The following is a 21,388-nucleotide window of genomic DNA, read 5'->3' as shown; positions in this document are numbered from 1 at the left end:
CAAGGCGCGCAGCCTCCCGCCGATACTCCGGAGTGAATTTACGTCGTGTCGTGCTCACAGGAACACCTTCCCGCAGAATCCCAAAATCCCGCTACTTCAGGTGTCCACCAACAGAGGTTAACCCCACGCCATGAGTGCTTCTGCTAGTACCCGTGTCGGTGTTCGTGGTGGTGCTGAGGAGTGGTGTTTGATGTTCTCGCGCGGTGTCCCCATAGGGGTGATTGCCCGGTGGTGCCGGGTGGGTCGGCCTCGTGTGCGTCGTGCGGTCGAGCAGCGCATCCTCCGAGACCCGGGGTGGTGGGGTCGGTGCTGGGTGGCTCATGACCAGCCGGCCCCAGGGCTTGCACGCTCACGACAATCTGGGCGGGAACAGACGTGGTGGGGCCACTATGCCGCGTACGCCGCTCACATGGCCGAGCAGGGGAGGGCACCGTCCCAACTCGGCGGGGTGGATGAGTGCCGGGTGTACAAGTGGGTGCATGCCCAACGCCGGGCCCATCAGGACGGGCGCCTCCCCCCGGAAAAGGTTGCTGCCCTGGATCGGGTAGGAGACTGGGGTGGTGTGGTTCGCGGGAATCTCACCGTGTTGTGGGAGAAGCGCCTGCACGAGGTCGAGGAGTTCCGGGTAGTCAATGGCCGGTTCCCGACTTATCGTCCTCACGACGGGAACGGTCAGGACAGGTCGGAGAAGGTACTGGTGATCTGGTTGGGTCGCCAGCGCACCTGGTTACGGAAGAACACCGTCGATCCCGCACGCCACCACAGCCTGGATGTGGTCCTTGCAGGGTGGAACACCTGACCTTTTTGCATGTCCCGGTGATTGCAGAGATTCTGGCCCCCTTGATGTCAGGGACTGGCTCTGTGCTTACTTCTAAGCTGCGTTTTCTGGGTTGTGTCTCGCAGGGTGGTGTAGGCGGTGGTGTAGTTGGCGGCGTTACGGGTGAGTTGCCGGGTGAGGTTCTGGGTGTGGGTGTGGGTGGTGTGCCCGTTGGTGATGGTGGCCAGGGCGTTGGTGGTGGTGTGGTGTAGTTGGGTGGCTCCGACCATGGCGGCGCTGGTGTGCAGGCTGAGCAGGGTGATGGTGGCCTGTTCCAGGTCGGAGCGGGTGAGAGCGTTGTGGATGGCGTTGATGCGTTCGGGGAGCAGGGCCACGAATCTGTCGATGAAGTCCAGGGCGTCGGGGTAGGAGTGTAGTTCCTGGGCGAGGATGTCGATGACGTGGGTGTCAATGACCGGCAGTGTCCTGTCCATGAGGTCCATGAGGTCCATGAGGTCCATGAGGTCCGTAGCTTTGTGGTCTGGGTTTTTAGGCGGGGCGGGTGAGGGTGCGGGTGAGTGGGGTGTCACTGGTCCAGGTACCGACCCGGGCGGTGAGGTTCAGGGTGAAGTTCCCGGTCCGGGTGGTGGCCCGGGTGATGGTGGTGGTGGTCTGGGTTGCGGTGAGCTGCTGGGTGGTCGCTGCGGGGTTCGTACCGGGTTCGGCGAGGGTGAGGGTGTAGCCGGTGGCTCTGTCGACGCGGCCGAAACCGGTGATGTTCACGGTCATGGTGCGCCGGTTGTCGCAGCTGTAGGTGCCGGTGAGACTCGTGGACGCAGGGATGTCGTAGGTACCCACGCTGACCGGGGCATTTGCCCCGCCGGTGAACGAGGCCTGGGCGAGGGCCGTTCCGGCCAGGAAGGTACCGGCCACCAGCAGGAGCACAGATAACCAGCGTACGGGTACTGCCCGCAGCTTGCTCCTATAAGTAGCACCGTGAGCAACTTCATGAGCACCACCACGACCATCGTGCCCGGGAGCACCTGTGTCACCATCAGCGCGGGTGTACTTATCGTCACCTGTGCCGTGTGGGGTGGGGGTGTGGGGGCCGAGCATACGTCCAAGTGTGCTCGAGGAACCCGACGTCAACGCTGGGGCGAACACCGCAGATTACCTCAAGAAACTTTCACGAGGCGATCTCTCACGAGGTGAGGTGCCCTTTAGGGGATGGATGTACCCGAACAATGGTCCTCAGAGGTTGGTGGTTTCCGTAGTAGCTCCGGCACCTGCCCCAGTGCCGGTCTCGGTACCCGTCCTCGTGCCGGTCCTAATCCTGGTGCCCGTGTCGGCAGTACCGGTGTCGGCAGTACCAGTGTCCGGTGCGGGGTCGTCCTTGCGGGTGGGTCGTGCCCAGATGGTGGCGAGGGCCCCGGCGACGAGGACCGCCGGCGCACCGTAGACGAGCACACTGCGGACGGCGGGTTCGCGCAGGGCGCGGATGACGTTCCCGACGGCCGGGATGGAGAAGGCCTCCCTGTAGTAGTAGTCACCCTCCAGCGTCGCGGTCCACGGGTCGACGGCCTCGTTCGCGTCCCCTTTGGTGCGGATGGCGGTGGTGCCGTCCTCGTTCGCGATGACCTCGATGATGCGGTGGGTCTCCACCCGGTTGTCCTCGACGGGGATGTGGTAGCTGATGACGTCACCGACCGCGATCTCCGAGACGGGTTGCCTGGTGGTGACCACGACGTCGCCCGGCACGATGCCCGGGGCCATGCTGCCGGTGAGCATCGTCGCCGTCTGGTAGCCCAGGAAGCGGGGCCCGACCGCGAGGAACAGGAACACGAGGACCGCCGCTACCACGACCACGGTACCGATCAGGCTCATCGTCCTCGAGAGGATCCGGGATAGCGGGCGGGGCCGGGCCCCGGTGTGTGATGCGTGCATGTCGTCCTCCGGGGGTCAGCGGTCGGTTGCCGGGCGTTGGGTTGCGGGGAAGGTGAAGTTCACGGTGCTGGTCAGGTCCTGGAAGGCGTTGCCGGCGCCGGCGGGGAGCCCGACCACGAGGCGGAGATGGTCCGTGCCGGAGGGGGTGGTGGAGGACAGACCCGGTAGCGGGATGTCCTCGCCGATGACGGGCCGGTCCCGGAGGACCACGCTGGTGGTCCCGGGGCACGTGTAGGAGTAGGCGGGGGCGGGGCCCGGCTCCGCCCCGGCCTCGCTGCGGGCCCCCCCGGTGGACCTGAGACCGCGGGGCGCGTCAGCGGTCAGGGCCGAGGGGGCGGAGGGGCTGGGGGTCAGGGGGATCCCTCCGAGGTCCTGGTCCCCGGTGTTGCTGAGGGTGGCGGCGCGCTGCACGGTGTCGCCGGGGACGACGCCGTCGAAGGCCACCGGGATGCGGTTGGCGGAGGTCCCGTCCGCGCCGAGCCGCACGACGACGGAGCCCGAGGCGAGGACGTCGTCGACCGAGGTCCCGGAGGTGAACGACCCGTAGGTGCCGAGTCCCGAGACGGCCGATGCGGTGCCGACGACGACGACGGACAGGAGGATCTTGGACAGCAGTGTGGTGGGCTCACCACTGCGCCCCGGCAGCAGGGTCATGCCGTCCACCTGGTCGCCGCCACCCTCGCCCCGTCCTGATCAGCGCGCCGATCCACCACGGCACGCGCCTGCCGGACGGGGCCACGGTGTCCCCGGTACCGGCGCGATCCTCGTCAGCCTAGTGGGGCAGCAGGATGCGGTACGCCCTGTGGGGACAAAGCTGAGCAAGACCTGAGCCGGGTGCCCGGCACCGCGCACCGGCCCCGTCGGTCACCGACGGGTGACCGACGGGTGTGGTGTCATCGGTTGGTGGCGGCGCGCTGGGTGGCGGTGAAGGCGAAGTTCACGTTGCTGTTCAGACCCTGGAAGGTGTTGTCGGCCGCGACGGGCAGGGTCGCGGTGACGCGCAGGTTGTCCGTCTTGCCTGCGGTCACGGAGCTCAGACCGGTCAGGGGGGTGTCGGGGATGATGATCTGGCGGTTCGACAGGACGCTGGTGATGGTTCCGGCGCAGGTGTAGGTGTAGGCGGGGGCGGTGCCGGCCTCGGTCCAGGGGACGGAGCAGGCGTCGACGGCGATCTGGAGGCCGTTGACGGCGTCGGTGGTGAGCTTGTTGCTCGGGGAGCCGGCGGCGTTGGTGGTGGCGAGGGTGACGCCACCGAAGTCCTGGTTACCGGTGTTGGAGAGGGTGGCCACGCGCTGGATGCTGTCACCGGGGACGACGCCGGTGGAGGCGATGCTGAGGCGGTTGGCTGCGGTGCCGGTGGCCCCGAGAGCCACGTTGACGGTACCGGCGGTGACGTTCTCGCTGGCGGAGGTCGTGGAGGTGAAGGAACCATAGGTGCCCAGTCCTGCCACGGACGCGGCGACACCGAGCAGGGCGACGGAGGCCAGGACCTTGCCCGAGGTGGACTTCAGGCTCAGCTTCGACGCCTTGCGGGAGGACGTCGAGGAGGGTGCGGTGTGTGCGGTGCGTGCCATGATGAGACCCGTTTCGTGGAAGAAGTGTCAGGAGACCTAGGGGAAGATACCGAACCCCCTTGAGGTGGGGTTCCTTGCCCTTCTGAGCTCAATCCTCCGACCCGCACATCAACGCACCGGTGCCGGAACCTCGAAGAAAAACCGAAGAAAGCGCAGGAACACCGAAGAACACCCGGGTCGTATCCGGTTACCGTGTCGGGTGGACGGATGAGGATCCTGGATTCTGTTGCGTCGACCGATCAAATCCGCGGAGCACCGGTATAGCGAAGGAGCGCGCAGGGGTGTTGCGCGGAAGTGGGTTCAGGGATCGTGCGTGGTGTTTCACGCCGAGGTTCAGATGAGGTTCTCCGCGCAGATGGTGCGGGCCATGTCGGCGAGGGTGGTGGGGTGATTCGTTGCTGCGACGAGGTTTTGTGCGATGTCGGTGAGCTTACGGTTCGTGCGTTGACTGTGGCGGCTCAAGGCGTGGAAGGCGTGGTCCGGGGTGAGCATCTGCACGGCCATGAGGATTCCTTTGGCTTGCTCAATTACGGCCCGGTGCTGCGCTGATCGGGCCACGGCCTCGTTTGCACGTCGATGGGAGTCCTCATGAATGGAAGCAGTGAGGTCTGTCATGAACCCGCGAATACCGATCACATGTGCGTCGTCAGTGACTGTGTCGGCCACGCTGAGGACCTGGTGTCTACGGCTGCGGGTATCGATGATGGTGTGGTAATTCGCGAGGGGGCCCTTCTCGAGGAGGAGCTGGTCCCAGAGCTCACACACCCGCTCACGATCGGCTGGATCTATATGAGCTATCCCGAGTTCGAGGGTAGGGACAATGTCCCCGCGCTCATACCCGTGGAGAGAGTACATCTGGTCCGACCAGGTAAAGCATTGGGTAGCGAAACTGTACTCGAAGGTACCGGTAGGGCAGCCCAGGGTGGAGGAGGCATCGCAGGCAGCAGGATCGGGTACACCCTTCGCTGAAGGGGAAAGATTCATAGGAAGATACCAACCTCTGAGAATCGGAAAAACACAGCCCAGTACCACGGGCCATGCGCATCGCATCGATAACAGCGTAGACACCGACACCGACACCGACACCGACACCGACACAGTTAGGGGTGGGTGTCTTGTTCGTTGAGCATGGTCCGGAGTTTTCCTAGTCCGTCGCGGATCCGGGTTTTGACGGTCGAGAGCGGGACGCCGAGGTGGTCAGCGACTTCGGCGTAGGTGAGGTGGGAGAAGTATGCCAGGCAGATCGCTTCGCGTTGTACGGGGGAGAGCAGTGCGAGGCTTGCGTGGACGCGGTGGGCGTCATCGCGTCCTAGGACGGTGTCAGCTACTTCGTCGAAGGGGTGGCTGATGTGCTCGTTTGCCCATTTCTGCCCGCGAGTATCACGGGCTACTTCGCTTCTGATCCGGTCGATTGCTCTGCGGTGGGTGAGGACCAGCAGCCAGGTGAGGGGCTGACCGAGGGAGGGTGTGTAGCGGGCGCCTTGTTCCCAGACTTGGAGGAACACTTCCTGGGTGATCTCGGCACTGATCTCAGGATTCCGGGCGATACGGCGGGCCATGCCGAACACCCGTGGTGAACACGCTGAATATAGTGCCCGGAACGCATTCTCGTCCTTGTGCCCTACGGCCAGGAGCAAAGCCACAAGATCCGGGGTGTCGGGTGCACCCTCGGTCGTCGTCGTGGTAGCCGTCGTCGCCGTCGTCGTGGTGGCAGTGGTGGGGTGCTCGTAGGGTGAGGGACCCGGGATGACGAGAGCGGTGATGGGGAAGGGCATGACTGGGTGTCTTTCTGGCTGAGACCAAGACCACGACACATTCCTCCTGGGGGAGGAGTGACTCTTTGATGCCTAATCTAGTGCTCTACACAGAAATCACGGAACCTGTTTGTATCCCGCATTACAGATACCTGCCTTCTGTGCGGAGGAGTAAAGGATTCTTTGGCGGGTGTTTCGCGGATGCGGGATACTGGCCGGACGAGAGGGGACAGTGATGTCGTTCCAGGCCTACCTTGATGCGGTTGAGAAGAAGACGGGGTTCACTCCGCGCCAGTTGATCGACATCGCGCAGCAGCGAGGTCTGGGTCCCGGGACGAAGGCGGGTCCTATCCTGTCCTGGCTTTCTGAGGAGTACGGGCTTGGGCGGGGTCATGGCATGGCCATGGTTCATGTCATCACCCGGGGTGGCAGCATCGACGGTAAACATGTCGGCACGGGAAGTACGCATAGCGACGCGAAGGATCATCTGTGGTTGGACGGTATCGCCACCAAACCACCGGGGTACTGAGCGGGCGGAGTTCGACGCAATCGGAGCTCGACGCGATTAGAGCTCGATGGTCATCGAGGTGAGTCCTTGCCCCGACCCGGGGAGGATTGTCTCCACTTGGTAGTCGTCCCAGTATGTGCAGTATCTCCTCCAGTGGTCTCCAGCGGGATGCCGGTAGGACCAGGAGGGGTTCACCTGGGTTGTTATTCAGTTTGTGATCCCAATCAGTTGGTGTGAAAGAGCGGTGGTTCTGGCTGTCGCCTGGGGTAGCGGTTTGTGCTGGCTGGGGTGATCCGGGCGGGGCTCCAGGGTGGCTCTGTCCTGGTGGTTGGTTATTGGGTGGGGTAGTTGGTGGTTTTCAGGTAGGTGGCGAGGTGGGCGGCGTTGCGGGCGAGGCCGGCGTTGGTGGAGGCGACGGGGTCGGGCACCGTATCGAGGTCTTTGAAGTCGACGGTCTGCATGGCTTCACCGACCCAGTAGGTCCCACCTTGGGCGGGGAGGGTGAAGCCGACGTCGTTGAGTCCTTGCATGAGGTCGGCGATGGTTTTGTGGGCGCCGTCCTCGTTGCCGACGACGGCGACGGCGGCGACTTTCCCGTACATGATGGGCCGGCCTGCTTCGTCGGTTTCGGACAGTTCTGCATCCAGGCGTTCCATGACCTGCTGGGCGACGCTGCAGGGGTGGCCCATCCAGATCGGGGTGGAGAGGACCAGGATGTCAGCGGCGAGGATCTGCTGGCGGATGTCCGGCCATTGATCACCCTCGCCCATGTCGGTTTGTACGCCGCGTTTGACGTCGTAGTCCACCACCCGGAGCGAGGAAGTGCTGACGCCGTGGCCCTTGAGTTCGTCGAGGATGTGGTGGGCCATGAGTTCACTGCTGGACGGGGTGGGGGAGGGGGTGAGAGTGCAGATCAGGGCAAGAGCAGTCAGATCGGACATGAGATGCAGTATTCCTTCTTGAATTGTTGATAACTCGTGGTCTTGCTGGTCGCTTGTCGTTTTACAGGTCCAGCGTCCGGGCCTCCACCTAGCTCTTCCCTCGGGAGGAGATATCACGCAAACCATGCCCTCCTCAGCCGGTCTTCGGCAAAGGATCGCCGGGTCGGGGTGCGCGACATGCCGGCAGCGACTTCACTGCTGGGAGGGCGATCGCTGCCGGTATGTCAGGTCCTGGCTGGAGAAGGGGGGGGTTATTTGCTAAGGAAGGTCAATAGTGCCTGGTTGAAATCATCGGGGTGGCTGACGTTGCAACCGTGAGGTGCCCCGGTGATGATGTGCAGGTCGCTACCGATCAGGGCCGCGTGGGTACGTGCCCCTGATCCTTCGAAGGGAACAACATCGTCCCCATCACCATGAAGGATCAATGTCGGGACCGTGATGTTGGTGAGGTCATCACGGAAGTCGGTGGTACCGAAGGCTTCCATGCACGCCAGTGCTGCTTTCTTATCCGCCTGCTTACACAGGGCGAGAGCTTGTTGGCGCTGCTGCTCGGTGACCTTTAGCTCGCCATTGACGGAGAAGAAATCGCGGGTGAACCCGTCGTAGAAGGAATCCTCGTCCTTGGTCAGATCCTCGGTCATCTGCGCTGCGGCGTCCTTGGTGAGAGGGCCGTCCGGGTTATCGTCGCCTTGCATCATGTAGGGCGGGACAGCGGAAGCGAAGACGATGCTCCGGATGCGCTCGGTACCGTACTTCGTGAAGTAACGAGCGACTTCGCCCCCACCCATGGAAAACCCGACCAGCGTCACATCGGTCAGGTCCAGGGCCTCCAGGAGAGCGTGCAGGTCCTCGGTGAGAGTGTCGTAGGTATAGCCCTTGGAGGGTTTGTCGCTGTGCCCGAACCCGCGCCGGTCATAGGTGATTGGCCGGTATCCGGCTGTCTGTAAAGCCGGGACCTGCGCGCTGAACGCTTCACCGGACAGCGGCCATCCGTGGATCAGGACGACAGGTCGGCCGGTACCACCGGTGTCATCGACGTGCAGGTTCGTGTCCTTGAACAGGCCGTGGTGGGCAGTAACTTCAGTCATGGAAAACCTCCGTGCGTGAGATGACTATCGGACACGTGCTGTGCCGACTCTAACCACTTCGTCAGCACGCTGTCTTTCTGATGGGTCCGATGACACAACACGCAGCGCCTGCACGGGTACCTCAGGGTGAGCGATGTTGTTGAAGGTCATCGTCGCGGTCGTCCGGCAGGAGCGTTCAACGGTTGGTGTTGGTGGCGTTCCAGTCGGTGAGGTTGTAGACGGTGACGAGGATCGCGCCCATGATGAGCCAAAAGGCCCGTTCGCGTGGCGCCCGGGGAATTCCTGCTAGGACGGGAACGAGCAGGTACACAGGTCCGCTGCTTTTCTCGATCGCGCCGTGGAGGCGGAAACTCACGAGACGCTTGATGGACAACGGCTGATCGGTTAGCGCGTTGAGTGCTCCCTGGGTGATGCCGAACAGGGCAAATACGATACGAGCCCTACGGCCAAGGCGTAGGAGCGAGGGTGCTGTGAGCATCGTGGCCAGGAAACCGTAATCGATGGCTCCGTGCATGGCCGGGCTGATGGGCTTGTTCATGCTCTTCAGTATGAAGTCCCGTCTGTTGATTGTTCGAAGGTTCGCGTGTGTGGGCTTTTTCTTGAGTTGTGCAGTGCTTGTAAAGAATCATCCAGTACCGCATTGCAGGCGGGTGGGATGAACCGTCCCAGGGTGATTCAAGAACCGTGGCCGGATACCCATCAAAGACCCAGTCCGGTCATCCCATCGAGAAACTACACCCGAGGTGCTCTACCTGGTGATCGGATCAGCACGTAGTCTGCCCATCAAGTAAGTAAGTAAGTAAGTAAGTAAGCACTAACACCACCGGGGGCGCTGCGTGAGTGATGAAACGATGTTCGCGGAGGATCCCTTTACCGCTGAGATGCGCGGGCATTTGATCTGGGTCACATGGGCTCCCTGCATGAGAGTTACGGAGTATGAAGCGCTGCGCCTCGCGGAGCATACGCATACTCTCTGCCCTGACCTGCGTGCACCGATGCTGGTGATCCTCAACGACATGGTGTCTGTGAGCAGAGGCGCGCTGAAGACGTTTTCCCATGAGCTGAATATCGCAGCCGTGGCATTAACAGGTCCCTCGGCCGTAGACCGGTTCATGTCCCAATACTTCACCGAGGTTCACCATCCTCCCTACCCCGCACGGCACTTCGACCATGTCGATGAAGCCCGCTCCTGGCTCACCACCAACCCTCACGCTGGTCAACTGGTGTGAGGCATCAGGGGTAAGTCATTCGCCCGGGCCTACTGCATCATCGTGTCAGAGGATCGTTCATGGTGTTCGTGGACGAAGTCTGTTGCACCGGCTAGTTCGCTTAGCTGCTGGGTCTTATCGCAGGATGCTCTCTTACCTGGGGGGAGTGTCACCACGGTGGGGGCTGCCGTGGTGTTGGGGTCTGCTGCGCGGGTAGGTTATATGCGGTGAAGTCAGGGGGACTCATGGTGCAGCAGGGAACACGAACCCGTTATCAGCTCGAGGATGCCGGGAACTACGTACGCCTGACCTGGTGTCCAAAGATCACCATTGACGCCCGTGACGTGGTCTCTGCGGCCGAAGCCATCACGGCGCTTTCCCCTGAACGGTCACGGCCCCTGGTAATGAGCATCGGCGTAGCCGAGCACATCACCCCGGAAGCCAGACAGCTACTGATCAGGAACATATGTTCCTCGCGGACTGCGATCATTGGTGCCGATGATGTCGGACGGGTCCTGACTGCCTTCACCCACCGATCAGTGACCCCCACCCGGTACTTCACCACCACAGAGGAAGCCCTCGACTGGGTGCTCGATGACACTGGTGAGCATCCGAGTATTTTCGGGGAAAGCTATGGTGTGCAGAAAGCTTTCACCTCGAAGATGCTCGACGGCGTGCTATGGGTGAGATGGACGCAGCCCTTCCATATCGATGCAGCGGTGGCGGAGAACATCGTTTTACGGGCCGAGTTCATGAACCCCACCTCGTGCCCTCCCATGCTCCTGGAACTGCGGGAGGTCATGTCAGCCACGGATAAGGCGATGAGGATCCTCGCGGACGGGTTGAACATCAAAGCCCTGGCCGTTGTCAGCGCAGATCTCCGCGAAAAGAGACTCATCACGTCCTACAAACAGCGGGCATACCCGCCCTACCCAACCCTCCGCTTCAACACCATCAAGGAAGCAAGACGCTGGCTAGACCTCATACCGGAGCCATGACAACACGGGCGCTTTCATACCCACGGGCGCTTTTCCTGTCCATAAGCCAATCCATCAGGGTACGTTTTTGCTTGGGTTGGCGTGATGGTTGGTGATTTTGAAGCGCACGATGCGTTGGATCATCACTGGGTACCCATGCAGCATCAGTCCTACGAGTAATATTTGGACAGCTCCTTGGTAGTGAGCTGTAGCCACAGTAGTGATGACCAGTAGTACGGTGGCGGCAACGCCGATGAGGTGTGCGGTTTCTGACTGCTCGGTTCCTCGAAGGAAGCGGGAGAGCCCCGATGTTCCACTCTCTGATTGACGCATTTGCCGGATGATCCGATTCCAGCCCGAGGCGTCGAGGACGCGGCGGAGGATCTGGGCCCCTAGCAGTGTGTAGATCTTTGGCTCGAAAGCTCTCACCCGGTAGCGGGAGCGGCCGGCGTCGACCAGGGTGGGGCCTATCAGGAAGGCCATGAACAGGAACGCCCATTGCACGACGACGGCGAAGACGAGGTGGTCAGGCCCAATGGCACTCCACCCCGCTACCGTTAGACCAATACCGATTCCCAGACCTGCAACTACTGATCCCAGCTGCTGACCGCGCTTCGCCCCCATGAGTACAAGTCTGCCGATGACGAGTCTTTCCACCAACCGGTTCACCCCAGGGATAGACCCACCATCTATAAGGGGATGGTTAACCGAACGCTGGCCGACTGAGGCACGTGAGCGTCGAGGCTCTGGGTCGCGCTCAGGGCGTCGGTGCCGCCGATGCGCCGAGTTGCACCGCGAGCTTCATGCAACGCAGATGGGCTGGGGAGAGGTCGTAGGGCATGCTGCGGATGACGTGCGCTGCGTTCCTGGTGCTGGAGCCCTTTGCCGGGTTCGTGCCTGAAGCCGCGGTGGTGTCCTCGGGCGTGTGCAGCTCGTCCCAGGCAGTGAAGATGGCGTCGTCTTCCTGCAACTGACCGGATTCCTCGATGACGCTCATTAGGGCGGTCTCGAAGGCGTGCCGCTCGGCCGCCACTTGCGCGACCTGTGGGTCATCGACGGCGACGGTGTCGTCGAGCGCCTCCTCGGCGGCGTCGACGCGGTCTGACTCGGAGCGCAGCCCGGGATCGGAGGCGAGGGCGAGGAAGCGGCCGGCTTGCACGGCCGCACCGAGTGGACCGAAGATCCGCTCGGTGACCAGCAGGGTATCCAGGTCGTCTTGGCGTAGTGAGCCTTCGGGTGTGCCCTCGAGGCGGCCGGATACGAGATCGTCGAGTAGTCCCAGGCGGTTGCCGAGGGCCCGCATGCGCTGCACCAAGGCCCGCTTGCGTTGTAGTTCGGCGTCCTGCGCGGCGAGGGTGTCCTCCAGCCGTGTTAGGACGCCTGCGATCTCGTCCCCGCCGCCGGTACTGAGGGCGCTATCTGGTGCGGTGCCGTCGAACGCGTCGCGGATGTCGTCGAGGGCGATCCCAGCCTCGGCCATGCGTCGGATCCAGAGCAGCCGGATGATCTCTTCGTAGCCGTACCGGCGGCGGCCGTCGCTGCCCCGTTCCCGCTCGGGAAGCAAGCCGATCTGGTGGTAGTGGCGGATCGTCCGGGTAGTGGTACCGACGAACGCCGCGGCGTCACCAATCAGGACCTGACGGGGCGGGGCCGGGAACGAGTACATGGCGGGGCCTCTCGGAGCGGGTCGGAACGTACTTCGAGCAGATCACATGACGCTACGGCAGCAGCAACCCGATCCTCACGCAGCACACCACTCATGGACCCTTCAGCAGGAACTCTCCAGCGCGGGCGCTAATGGATCCTCCACCGGACGCGTCTGAGAATGATCAAGGGTGTTCGATGAAGGCGGCTAGAAGGGGAGTTGGCCGTGGTTCGGTGGGACGATGAGGACTCCGGTGATGTTTCGATCGGTGTTGTAGGCGACGCGTCCGACCCAGTGTCCTGCTTCGCAGTTGATGGTGGTGTGTCCGATCAGGGTTCCGTGCACTGCTTCGCTGATATCGATGGGTGTGCCATCGGGTAGCTCGAGCCTGGTATCACGGCAGTCGACGAGGTTCCCGGTGTCGGCGACAGCTTGAGCCCAAGTGCCCAGGACGAGTTCTCGGGTCAGGACCGCGGCGGTGTCTTTGGTCATCATGGGTGCCAGGGCGTCGTAGTCGCCGGCATCGATGAGCCGGAAAACCTTCTCGGTGGTGTCGAGCAGGTCGGTGGTGGTCTGTGCCGGGTGCATTGTGTCCCCTGTTCGTGGGTCGCGTGGGGAGCCGAAGCGTTTGAACGCTGCCTGCCGGGTCATGCCCAGTACTGCGCCTATCTCGGCCCATGTGTGTTGCGTGCGGGCTTCGATGACTGCTTCGTGGAGGTCGGTTCGTGCCTGTTCCAGGCGTGTCTGGGCAGCGGCAACTTCCTGGAGACTGGTGTCTTCTGTCACCGAGCAGGTGTTCTTGGTGATGTCGCAGCAGGGAGGACGGCGCCGACGAGGATCAGGGCCGGTGCCCACATTGCGGCGTTCTCGCCGCTGAGCCGAAAGAAGATATAGCCCAAGGGCACAGCGATCGCTGCTGCTGTGAGATAGGCCCGTGCTGGTACGAAGCCTCTGTGAGCAGTGGCGTACGAGCCGAAGAACAGCATCATCCACAGGGAGAGACTGAACACGGCGCCCATGACGAATCCAGGCCACCCGACCGAGGTGAGGAACCCGATCGCAAGGGTCATCAACAGCCAGGTGAGAAACGATGTCGACCATGTACGCATACCCCACCCTTGTACGCCATGCACTCTTGTGTCAACCTTTGGTTTACGTCCGGCGTGGTGTCACTGTCTTTGCGGCAGAGTCCGCAAGCCGGTCCTCCCCGTACTCTCTGAGCAGCCACAGACTTACTGACCGTGTCAGGGCTGGGAGGGGGCGTTTACCCGGGACGATGAGAACGGGCGCAGGGCTACCTCAAGTGGAACGTCGATTCCGGGCGGGGGCCTGTTCGATAGACGGTGTATGGTTTGTGCACTTCTCAGGAGGGTGAGGGGTGTGTGTCCGTGAGCCAGTGCAGGGCGTCTTCGTGGGAGGTGAAGTACTTGGTGCGGGTGGGGGAGCGGAGGAAGAAAGCGGCGATGACTTCGTCCATGAGTGTTGAGCCGATGACCGCGACCGGAGTGGGGTGGGTGTAGTTGCTTAATCGGTTTCGGACGGTCAGGCTGACACCGGTTATGGCTCCCATGTGGATGATGACCGGTTTGCTCTCCCACCCGCTAATTGCTCGTAGGGCGGTGCGGAAGGCCAGTAGGTTTACTTCGTGGACGTCGAGGCCGTCGTGTAGGTGGGCTTCGACCCGGTACTCGTGGTCTACGAGCACGAAGCCGTCGCTCTTACCGTGTGGTGCATGGTCGCATGCTGCGTGGCTTAGCAGGTGCATCGAAGGCCCTTGTGCTTCCGTGGGCGTCATCGGTTGAGCATAACCGCGCTTGAGCCCGTAGCCCCTAACAGGGTGGTTGGGCCGATAATCCCCCGGGAGTGCATTAAGTCATGCTGCGCGGGCAGGGCGGCGTCGTTCGTGTGCCGGTCCGCCTGGGTCGTCGCCTCAATGGTGCGTGGCCCAGAAAGTATGGTGTGGATTTCACCGGTCGTCGCACTTCTTTTACCTCTCGGGTGTTGCGACGACCGGTGGATGCTACTGCGGTAGCAGAGCATCTTTGGGTGAGCGTCGGTCTTTGGGGACTGGGTTATCTGTTCGAGGGGGGTGTGGGGTCGATCCCGTTGCGCCCGTTACCCCCAGTGGCTTTGTTGATGGCTTGGGTGGCTTTGGTTTGCGCCCCGGTGATCTGTCGGGTGTATTTGCCGTGGGTTTTCTTGTTCGCGAAGTCCCCGGCTTTCGTCAGCCCGTTCTTGATCTTGTCGGGGTTCTTCTTCACGTAACCCATTGCTGCAGCCGCGATGGCCGCGCCTTTGGCTCCTCTGCCGAATAAGCCCATCAGTGATTCCGATCTCTTGTGAGTGAGGTGTGCCGAATTACAGGTCTGAGCCTGCCTACCCGTGACTGTCATGCCCTTTCCGCCGTCCCTGGTGGGGGCGGTGGAGGAGTAGCCGGTCCGTGGGTGTGGGAGGCAGGACGCGGTCGTTGCTAGTGGGCTTGGTTGTAGGCGTCGATGATGGACTGGGTGATCCGTCCGCGGGTGCTGGGGTTGTAACCGTTGTCCTGGGCCCACTGACGAATGGCCTGGGTCTCTTCCTTGGACCGGCCCGAGCCGGTGCTGGTGTTCTTCTGCCCGCCCTGGCTCTTCCGCCCGCCACTGTTGGCTTTGCGAGCTTTGTCCACGTACTCGGAGAGGGTGGAGCGCAGCTGGTTGGCATTATCCGTGGTGAGGTCGATCTCGTAGTTCGTCCCGTCGAGCCCGAAACGCACGGTCTCGTCTGCGTCTCCGCCAGTGAGGTCGTCAATGAGGTGTACGTGTACTTTTTGCGCCATAACTTTTTACTCCACATCGTTTTAAGGTGTGATTATTTCTTTCCCCCTGATTGTCGACTGTAGCAAAGGTTTGTGAGGCAGAAGAAACTCCACGTTCTATGACTACTTGTTTTCGCTGGGGCGCAGTACTCGATTAGCTATCGACACCACTTGTTCGTGCACGTATTACGCACATACCGCTGATGGTCGCGTGATAGGCGGGTTTTGGGTAGTCCTCTTCGAGGAATCGTGTTTTAGCTGGTGGGAGGGGGAGTGAGGGTTTCTGCCGACCCTGGTGGTGGGGGTGGTGTGGTGTTGTGGGAGGTGATGGGGTTGCGGGGACGGAGGACGCCGCGCAGGAGTGCTGAGCTGATCAGGCTGGCACGGTTGGTGACGTTCCAGGCGCGCATGGTGCGTCCTAGATGCCATGTGACGGCTTGGGTGCTGTAGTCGGTGTTCTTGGCTATTTCGTTGTTCGACTGGCCTTGTGCGGCCAGGAGCACCATGTCGAGGTCGGGTTGTTCTAGTTGCCCTTTCACGGGGACCAGATCGGTCACCGGGTCAACCACGCCGGCGGTATTAGCGGCATCAGCGGTGTTGGTGGTGTTGGTGGTGGTCCAGGTGGTGATCCAGTAGCCGGAGAGTTCGACGGTGATGATGGATGCGCGGCCCAGGAGCAGGGCCATCCGTTGGGCGGGGATCGTGGTGTGGTGTGTGCGCAGGAACGCTGTGAATACTTTGATGGCCGGTAGTGAACCGTGGAGCGCGGTGTGCAGAGGTATGCGTGCGGTCGTGGTGGCAGCTGAGGAGCGGATTGTTTCGATGATGCTGGGGTTCAGGGATTTGCCGGTGTCGACGCTGTGCAGGACGTTGTGCAGGACCGCCGGAACGATGTCGTGGTAGGTGCCGGCCAGCCATTGCCCGCCCGGTGTTTTCTCGAAGTTCTCTTCCCGGGTGAGTGCTGCGTGGAGTTCTTCGCAGTGATCGCTGAGCCGATCCATTACGGTGCCTGCCTTTGTGTCGTTGTTCCTGCCTCCGTGATCCTAGAGGGGCAAGGGAAGGTTTAGCCGAAGGTCTAACCCTGCTCGTGAGGCGTTGTTTCTGATCCTGGGGTGAAGAAGGCTGGTCATAACAACACACCATTGACGGGTGACTGAGGAGGAACGATGTTGAGGAAAGCGAAAGCAGCACTGATGGCGTTGACCATCGGCGTGGGCTCACTCGGGGCAGTAGCTGTAGCGCCGGCACCGGCCCAGGCCGCAGGAATCGGTCACTGCACGTCGTTGACGCTGGTCGATGAGTCCTGGGGTGCACCGAACAAGTACGTAGCCGGTAGTTGCACACCCCCCAACCCGGGGCCCGGGGCAAAACTGAAGCTCATCGTTGACTGCCACATCGGGGCCACGAGGAACGTGAATGTCACGCTCAACAGTGGGATGTCCTTCAAGGTCGCCCACGGCTGTGTCGGCGGGGCCAGCCACGTGACCTACAGCCCCACCTGAGCCACCACACTGATCACACCCGGACCAGCACAGTCACCGGCGAACCTAGACCAGCACAGTCAAGGGTGAACCCGTGCGTTCGCCCCAGGGGAAGGACACATCATGAACAGTCTGAGAAGAAGAATCGCCGCGGTGGCCGCAGCAACAGCGATCGGGGCGACCGCGCTCATCGGATCAGCCCCCGCAGCCCAAGCCGGCGTCGGTGGGTGCTCATCCCTGGCAGCGGACGGTCAGTACATCGTCGGATCCTGCACCGCGGACAACCCCGCACCCGGGGCGACCATCAAGGTCGGGTACTCCTGCGCCGGGTTGAAGAAAGGCTCACAACTCACCCGCGACATCGTCGTCGGGTACGGATCATCCTTCAAAGTCAAAACCGGGTGCATCACCTGGGTCACCGACGTCCACCGACTCAACGGCTAAACGCTTCAACGGCTGAACGCCTGAATGCCTGAACACAGCCTTTACCAGAACCGCCGAAGCAGCCTCAGCCCGTCAACCACGGGCTGAGGCTGCCTCATGTCATAGGGCGGGCATCAGAGTGCGGCGCACTCACCGGCACCGACGGTCCCGGCTCCGCAACGTCCTCGAGCGGTAGCGGTGTCGGTACAGGGTGGGTGGCCAACCATTCACGGGCCTCCAGGTTGTTAATCCTGCGGTAGAGAGTGGCCCTGGACATACCGAGGTCCCGGGCGACGTGGGAGGCGGGCTGGCCCTGGTCGATGAGCCGGCGGGCGTTGCTGACCTGGCTGTCGGAGAAAGTCTCACGCCGTCCGCCGAGGTCCATGCCTGCAGCGCGGCGCTTGGTGTTGGAGTCGGTCACGCGTTCGCGTTTGATCTCGAGCTCCATCTGCGACAGGGCCGCCATGACCGTGAAGACCATCGACCCCATCGGCGTGCCGGTATCCACATTCCCACCACCGAGGTTCAGCACCCGCAGGTTGATGCTCTGGGTGCGGAGGGTGTCGGCGAGGGCGAGCATGCTCGCCGTCGACCGACCCAACCGGTCCAGCGTGGTCACGACCAGGGTGTCGCCCTCATGCAACGCCTCCAGGGCCCGATCGAACTGTGGCCGGCGTGCCTGGGCACCACTGACCCCCTGATCGACATACAGGTCATCACGGCGCACCCCGGCGGTGAGAAGGTCCTGAACTTGCCGGTCCGTGTCCTGCACCCGGGTCGACACCCGCGCATACCCGATCAACCTCGCCACGCTTCCTCCTTCGATCAACGCCTCGTCGATGCTCCATCGAGACCTCAACAGTTCACTCAGGCAGCCGAACCAGTCATTGAGCTGACCGAGTTCCCAAAATTTGTCTCGCAACTGACTCTAACGTCGCAAAATTCTACCCGAACTTGTGAAGCATGGTAGCGAGACGAGAGGTATCCAGTGATGGTGCGAGAGGGGTTGTGTCTCGACGCGGTGTGTTGCATCCCATCGGTTGTAATACAGTGGACTGAGTAACTCGTAAGCGTGACGCCTCGCGCAGAATCGGTCATCCCCTGGTGAACTTCTCGGCCTCACCCGTTAGCTCCGTGGGGATGAGGTACTTGTCCGTTGCGTGGTATAGGCTGAGATCATAAACACCGACCCCTCTGTTGGCCAACGACTTTTACGTCACCGGTCATTCAAGGGTCGGTTTTCGTTTAACCTGAGGGACGTTGATGCGCAGATACTCCAAGCCCCACCTTCCGTATGACCAGCAGCTGCAGAGGATGGCAGAGCGCGGCATGCAGTACTCAGACCGTGGCATCGCCCTCCGCGCTCTCAAGCGCATCGGCTACTACAGGTTGTCTGCCTACAGCTACCCCTTCCGGGCCCCTCTAGATCCTGCTCGTCCTCGAGGCGGGATCGACGGTCGATCAGACTCGTTCCTTGAGGGAACCAGTTTTAGTGACGTACTAGCCCTCTATGAATTCGACCAGAAGCTGCGGAGGTGCCTTCAGGATGGTCTCGAGTGTCTAGAAGTTGGATTGGCCGTACAGATCGGTTACGTAGCTGGGAAGCGTGATCCTTTCGTTCACCTAATGAAGGAGCATCTGGATGAGAGTGCTTGCTCGGCGGTCGACAAAGACGATCCAGCCGCGACCGTTTATGAGAGCTGGCTCCGGCGTTACGACAAGCACTTGCATGATGCTCGAAACGAAGATTTTGTAAAGCATTTCCTGCTGAACTACGACGGTGATCTCCCCATCTGGGCCGCGACAGAAACCCTTTCGTTTGGTTCACTTGTCCGGCTTTACAGCCTGCTCCATGCTACGGACAGGAAGAAAATCGCAGACCTTCTCGGCATACGAGACGGCAAGCTCCTACATGGCTGGCTTCTATCTCTAAACGTCCTCCGAAACCACTGCGCGCACCACGGTCGGGTTTGGAATCGGGTCATGGCATACCCGCCAGGTCGCATGAAGCCGAATTTGGTTGGCGAGAAGGTGAGGCACCTGACCGAACTCACAGAAGCGAACCGATCCAAGCTTTACTTCATGGCTGCCTTGCTTGCCTACTTCGTTCTTCAAATTGATCCAGACAGTCCCTGGCCGCGTTCCTTCGCAACTTTGATGAAGAAGTTCCCGATAGCACACGGCTTGACCGCCCATAACTCGATGGGCTTCCCAGAGGGATGGGCTGAGGAGCCGCTTTGGAACCCCACCCCGCCGCCAGCACGAGCATAGACCCCTGACAACCCGTACAGCTGTCCGTGGAATTGCCTGATTGAGATCCGATCTGTTTCGCTATGCTCTCCGCATGACCGCGCTGATAGTGCGCCCGGTACGGGGGCGAATACAAGTACGAGGACTACGAGGTCCTCGGGGTGATGAGCCCTCGAACAAGTCGATGTTCAAGACGGCAGTAGGCGCAGCGATACGGCCAACATGGGTCGACGCACCCGAGGGTCGGCCTGGCTGGGAAGGTCACTGGACTATTGCCCGCGAAAACCTCACGGACGTCGCTGAGGCCATCGCCATACGCGATGGAAGCGTTGACATTGAGATGCACTACAGCGAGGCAGAGAAGTGCGATCTACGGTGCAGGAAGGCTGAGGGAGACGACTGCACGTGCTCGTGTGAAGGAAAGCACCACGGCAAAGCGCAGCACGCATCGTGGATAGAGGTAGGTGAGAGCACTCTTGTGCGAGGCGCTGGTACAAAAGTAGTCACGCGCCAGCTCACAAGGGATCAAGCTCGAAAGGACCGGGACCAACGCCTCGTCGCGTGGGTGCGTGCGCAAGGGTGGTCAACTAGCTGAGCCCGTGCACCACCGTGGGGAAGCCCTATGGAAGGATCGCCGGCGTGTGTGGACGCTTCGTAATCGCCGGCAATAAGGCCGCCATCCGGGACTCGTTTAGCGTCGACGAGACATTCCAGGACGAGTTCAAACCGTCACAAGAAGCCCCGCGGATCCGTGGATGGGTCCAGGTTAAGCCGTGACTATGGGGCCATTTCAACCTGTCATAGGCATCATCATCAAAGAAATTGGATCGGTGCGCAAAAACGGGCCCGAGCTAATCGCGCCCGTTTAGGAGGACCAAGCGAGCTGACCTCGCCCTAAAAGCCACCGCGGAAAGTGGTGGGTCACTTCTGCTCATCGCGCTTTTTCAGTATCTCATGCCGCCTCAGTCTCTTGCGGTACTCCCTCATTTCAACCGCGTAATCAGGAGTGCCACTTTCAGGCGGTTCTTCATCGAAAGCGTCCGGATCCAGGGGGATGTCTGTTGCGGGTGCTGCTGCTTCTTTCGAGGGTAGTTGCGCTGGTGCTTGTGTAATCTCCTCAATCAGTTGAGGGCTGGCCAGTTGAAGGTCCTCTGGGTCGGCCGGCCACTTAGTCGTTTCACCGTCGGCGACAACGCCAAAGCGCCATATGGGTAGATGCCTACTGTCTCGTCCGAATGCTTGGTCGACTATCGTGCCCAACACCCGGTCTCGGCGCTTGGGATCACGATGCGTGTATACGACCCGGTCGGTTACTTTGAATCCGCCGCTACGGCGCTCTTCATCCATGGCGAGAGCTTACCGAGCGTTTTGAATCTTTGAGCGGTCCTGCGCTTCGCTCCAACCTGAATAGGCCAGGCTGCTCCTACGTCGCATCCAGTCCTGACATTTTTGTCTGCTGTCCTTCGGATCATGTGCCCCGCGGCACCGCTCCCCAAGTACGAACCAGGGTGAATTCGGTGATTGGCAGGTGCGCCTCGTCGGAACCGATGAACGCGGGGTCGGCGGTGAGCTTTATGGGGTTCTCCTAGGTGTCGTATCCGCGGTAGATCATCTCTGCGTTGATCGCGCTGTCGCGGATTTCGTCGGAGGGGTTGAGACCGCAGCATCCAAGTCCTTGCAGGAGTAGGGCACGCCATGAAGGACACTAAGGGCAGCAAGGGCGCGGAACCGGCCGAGTAGGAGAGTGAGACGGGGGGGCAGGACACGTACGTTGCACAGAGTTCCTGTCGCCCCTCAGCGGCTCCGGCCCCTTACTAGACATAGTGGAGCCGCTATCTCCACTAGACCTGTCCTTGCCTGAGCACGGCGATAGGTAAGATCACACGGCGATGACTGGTGATCAGGGACCGGCTGTGCCTGTAAGGCTTCACCTGCACTTTCGGCGCAGCTACTGTACAGACGAGGCTCCCACTAGGCGGTGCCCCAAAGATTTCTTTATCACGAGGGAAAACCGGAGGCGAGGCCGTGTGGTGCGGTCTCGCCT

The 21,388-nt window shown here is 61.6% G+C and carries 26 protein-coding genes and 1 pseudogene; 7 read left to right on the top strand and 20 right to left on the bottom strand.

What is annotated here, in order from left to right:
• Positions 1-130 precede the first annotated feature (130 nt).
• Positions 131-799: a helicase associated domain-containing protein gene (locus AC792_RS17910; RefSeq protein ID WP_152916115.1), complete on the top strand. Its 669-nt coding sequence runs from the start codon at positions 131-133 to the stop codon at positions 797-799.
• Between the two features lie 47 nt (positions 800-846).
• On the opposite strand, the gene AC792_RS08725 is transcribed toward AC792_RS17910, so the two are convergent.
• The 7 genes from AC792_RS08725 to AC792_RS08695 form a co-directional block, all read right to left on the bottom strand.
• On the bottom strand, positions 847-1,278 hold the full coding sequence (locus tag AC792_RS08725) for an Hpt domain-containing protein (protein WP_049830154.1): 432 nt from the start codon (positions 1,276-1,278) through the stop codon (positions 847-849).
• 28 nt (positions 1,279-1,306) lie between these two features.
• On the bottom strand, positions 1,307-1,702 hold the full coding sequence (locus tag AC792_RS08720; protein WP_049830153.1) for a hypothetical protein: 396 nt from the start codon (positions 1,700-1,702) through the stop codon (positions 1,307-1,309).
• Between the two features lie 306 nt (positions 1,703-2,008).
• A complete protein-coding gene (locus AC792_RS08715; RefSeq protein ID WP_235436548.1) occupies positions 2,009-2,641 on the bottom strand; it encodes a signal peptidase I in 633 nt (210 codons plus the stop codon).
• Positions 2,642-2,716: 75 nt separating this feature from the next.
• Positions 2,717-3,355, bottom strand: coding sequence for a hypothetical protein (locus AC792_RS08710; RefSeq protein WP_049830156.1), 639 nt, complete (start codon positions 3,353-3,355; stop codon positions 2,717-2,719).
• A 239-nt stretch (positions 3,356-3,594) separates the two neighbouring features.
• Positions 3,595-4,275 (bottom strand): TasA family protein, encoded by a 681-nt coding sequence (locus AC792_RS08705; protein ID WP_049830152.1) that lies wholly within the window; start codon positions 4,273-4,275, stop codon positions 3,595-3,597.
• A gap of 333 nt (positions 4,276-4,608) precedes the next feature.
• Positions 4,609-4,941, bottom strand: coding sequence for an ANTAR domain-containing protein (locus tag AC792_RS17285; protein WP_160317625.1), 333 nt, complete (start codon positions 4,939-4,941; stop codon positions 4,609-4,611).
• 434 nt (positions 4,942-5,375) lie between these two features.
• Positions 5,376-6,050, bottom strand: coding sequence for a sigma-70 family RNA polymerase sigma factor (locus AC792_RS08695; RefSeq protein ID WP_049830150.1), 675 nt, complete (start codon positions 6,048-6,050; stop codon positions 5,376-5,378).
• A 214-nt stretch (positions 6,051-6,264) separates the two neighbouring features.
• Here AC792_RS08695 and AC792_RS08690 point away from each other — a divergent pair, with 214 nt between their 5' ends.
• The gene (locus tag AC792_RS08690) at positions 6,265-6,558 is read left to right on the top strand and encodes a DUF4287 domain-containing protein (protein WP_049830149.1); all 294 of its coding nucleotides are present in this window, start codon (positions 6,265-6,267) and stop codon (positions 6,556-6,558) included.
• Positions 6,559-6,869: 311 nt separating this feature from the next.
• Here AC792_RS08690 and AC792_RS08685 read toward each other — a convergent pair whose 3' ends face one another.
• The 3 genes from AC792_RS08685 to AC792_RS08675 all read right to left on the bottom strand — a co-directional run bounded on the left by AC792_RS08685 (position 6,870) and on the right by AC792_RS08675 (position 9,104).
• Positions 6,870-7,478: a flavodoxin family protein gene (locus AC792_RS08685; protein ID WP_049830148.1), complete on the bottom strand. Its 609-nt coding sequence runs from the start codon at positions 7,476-7,478 to the stop codon at positions 6,870-6,872.
• Between the two features lie 251 nt (positions 7,479-7,729).
• The gene (locus tag AC792_RS08680; RefSeq protein WP_049830147.1) at positions 7,730-8,566 is read right to left on the bottom strand and encodes an alpha/beta fold hydrolase; all 837 of its coding nucleotides are present in this window, start codon (positions 8,564-8,566) and stop codon (positions 7,730-7,732) included.
• Positions 8,567-8,741: 175 nt separating this feature from the next.
• Complete coding sequence (locus AC792_RS08675) at positions 8,742-9,104, bottom strand: hypothetical protein (protein ID WP_049830146.1); 363 nt, start codon at positions 9,102-9,104, stop codon at positions 8,742-8,744.
• A 298-nt stretch (positions 9,105-9,402) separates the two neighbouring features.
• On the opposite strand from AC792_RS08675, the gene AC792_RS08670 reads away from it, so the two are divergent.
• Both AC792_RS08670 and AC792_RS08665 read left to right on the top strand, forming a co-directional pair.
• The gene (locus AC792_RS08670) at positions 9,403-9,795 is read left to right on the top strand and encodes a DUF7793 family protein (protein WP_152916113.1); all 393 of its coding nucleotides are present in this window, start codon (positions 9,403-9,405) and stop codon (positions 9,793-9,795) included.
• A gap of 224 nt (positions 9,796-10,019) precedes the next feature.
• Positions 10,020-10,772 (top strand): DUF7793 family protein, encoded by a 753-nt coding sequence (locus AC792_RS08665; protein WP_049830144.1) that lies wholly within the window; start codon positions 10,020-10,022, stop codon positions 10,770-10,772.
• Between the two features lie 54 nt (positions 10,773-10,826).
• Here AC792_RS08665 and AC792_RS08660 read toward each other — a convergent pair whose 3' ends face one another.
• The 8 genes from AC792_RS08660 to AC792_RS08625 form a co-directional block, all read right to left on the bottom strand.
• Positions 10,827-11,375 (bottom strand): hypothetical protein, encoded by a 549-nt coding sequence (locus tag AC792_RS08660; RefSeq protein WP_049830143.1) that lies wholly within the window; start codon positions 11,373-11,375, stop codon positions 10,827-10,829.
• Positions 11,376-11,508: 133 nt separating this feature from the next.
• Positions 11,509-12,417 (bottom strand): MerR family transcriptional regulator, encoded by a 909-nt coding sequence (locus tag AC792_RS08655; RefSeq protein WP_049830142.1) that lies wholly within the window; start codon positions 12,415-12,417, stop codon positions 11,509-11,511.
• Positions 12,418-12,603: 186 nt separating this feature from the next.
• Positions 12,604-13,182 carry a hypothetical protein gene (locus AC792_RS08650; RefSeq protein WP_152916112.1) on the bottom strand — a complete coding sequence of 193 codons (579 nt, stop codon included), beginning with the start codon at positions 13,180-13,182 and terminating at the stop codon, positions 12,604-12,606.
• Positions 13,179-13,466 carry a hypothetical protein gene (locus AC792_RS08645; RefSeq protein WP_152916111.1) on the bottom strand — a complete coding sequence of 96 codons (288 nt, stop codon included), beginning with the start codon at positions 13,464-13,466 and terminating at the stop codon, positions 13,179-13,181. Before AC792_RS08645 ends, AC792_RS08650 begins: the two co-directional genes overlap by 4 nt.
• Positions 13,467-13,759: 293 nt before the next feature.
• Entirely contained in the window at positions 13,760-14,191 is a 432-nt protein-coding gene (locus tag AC792_RS08640; RefSeq protein ID WP_152916110.1) for a hypothetical protein, read from the bottom strand.
• A 277-nt stretch (positions 14,192-14,468) separates the two neighbouring features.
• The gene (locus AC792_RS16405; RefSeq protein WP_152916109.1) at positions 14,469-14,717 is read right to left on the bottom strand and encodes an antitoxin; all 249 of its coding nucleotides are present in this window, start codon (positions 14,715-14,717) and stop codon (positions 14,469-14,471) included.
• 149 nt (positions 14,718-14,866) lie between these two features.
• Positions 14,867-15,211 carry a histone-like nucleoid-structuring protein Lsr2 gene (locus tag AC792_RS08630; RefSeq protein WP_049830137.1) on the bottom strand — a complete coding sequence of 115 codons (345 nt, stop codon included), beginning with the start codon at positions 15,209-15,211 and terminating at the stop codon, positions 14,867-14,869.
• 233 nt (positions 15,212-15,444) lie between these two features.
• Positions 15,445-16,191, bottom strand: coding sequence for a LuxR C-terminal-related transcriptional regulator (locus AC792_RS08625; protein WP_049830136.1), 747 nt, complete (start codon positions 16,189-16,191; stop codon positions 15,445-15,447).
• A 165-nt stretch (positions 16,192-16,356) separates the two neighbouring features.
• Between AC792_RS08625 and AC792_RS16965 the strand changes: the two genes are divergently transcribed.
• Together AC792_RS16965 and AC792_RS08620 are read left to right on the top strand one after the other, a co-directional pair.
• Positions 16,357-16,692, top strand: coding sequence for a hypothetical protein (locus tag AC792_RS16965; protein ID WP_152916108.1), 336 nt, complete (start codon positions 16,357-16,359; stop codon positions 16,690-16,692).
• Positions 16,693-16,794: 102 nt separating this feature from the next.
• On the top strand, positions 16,795-17,115 hold the full coding sequence (locus AC792_RS08620; protein WP_152916107.1) for a hypothetical protein: 321 nt from the start codon (positions 16,795-16,797) through the stop codon (positions 17,113-17,115).
• Positions 17,116-17,332: 217 nt separating this feature from the next.
• On the opposite strand, the pseudogene AC792_RS08615 reads toward AC792_RS08620, so the two are convergent.
• Positions 17,333-17,905: pseudogene (locus tag AC792_RS08615) on the bottom strand (recombinase family protein); the annotation flags it as partial.
• A 452-nt stretch (positions 17,906-18,357) separates the two neighbouring features.
• Here AC792_RS08615 and AC792_RS16400 point away from each other — a divergent pair.
• Positions 18,358-19,365 (top strand): Abi family protein, encoded by a 1,008-nt coding sequence (locus tag AC792_RS16400; protein WP_082177596.1) that lies wholly within the window; start codon positions 18,358-18,360, stop codon positions 19,363-19,365.
• 900 nt (positions 19,366-20,265) lie between these two features.
• Here the strand turns inward: AC792_RS16400 and AC792_RS16960 are convergent.
• Positions 20,266-20,691, bottom strand: coding sequence for a hypothetical protein (locus AC792_RS16960; RefSeq protein WP_152916106.1), 426 nt, complete (start codon positions 20,689-20,691; stop codon positions 20,266-20,268).
• Positions 20,692-21,388: the final 697 nt, after the last annotated feature.

This window comes from Arthrobacter sp. RIT-PI-e (genome assembly GCF_001187915.1).
In the GTDB taxonomy this organism is placed as follows: domain Bacteria; phylum Actinomycetota; class Actinomycetes; order Actinomycetales; family Micrococcaceae; genus Arthrobacter_D.
The sequence above is the reverse complement of the archived record's forward strand: the minus strand, read 5'-3'. Positions and strand labels throughout refer to the sequence as shown.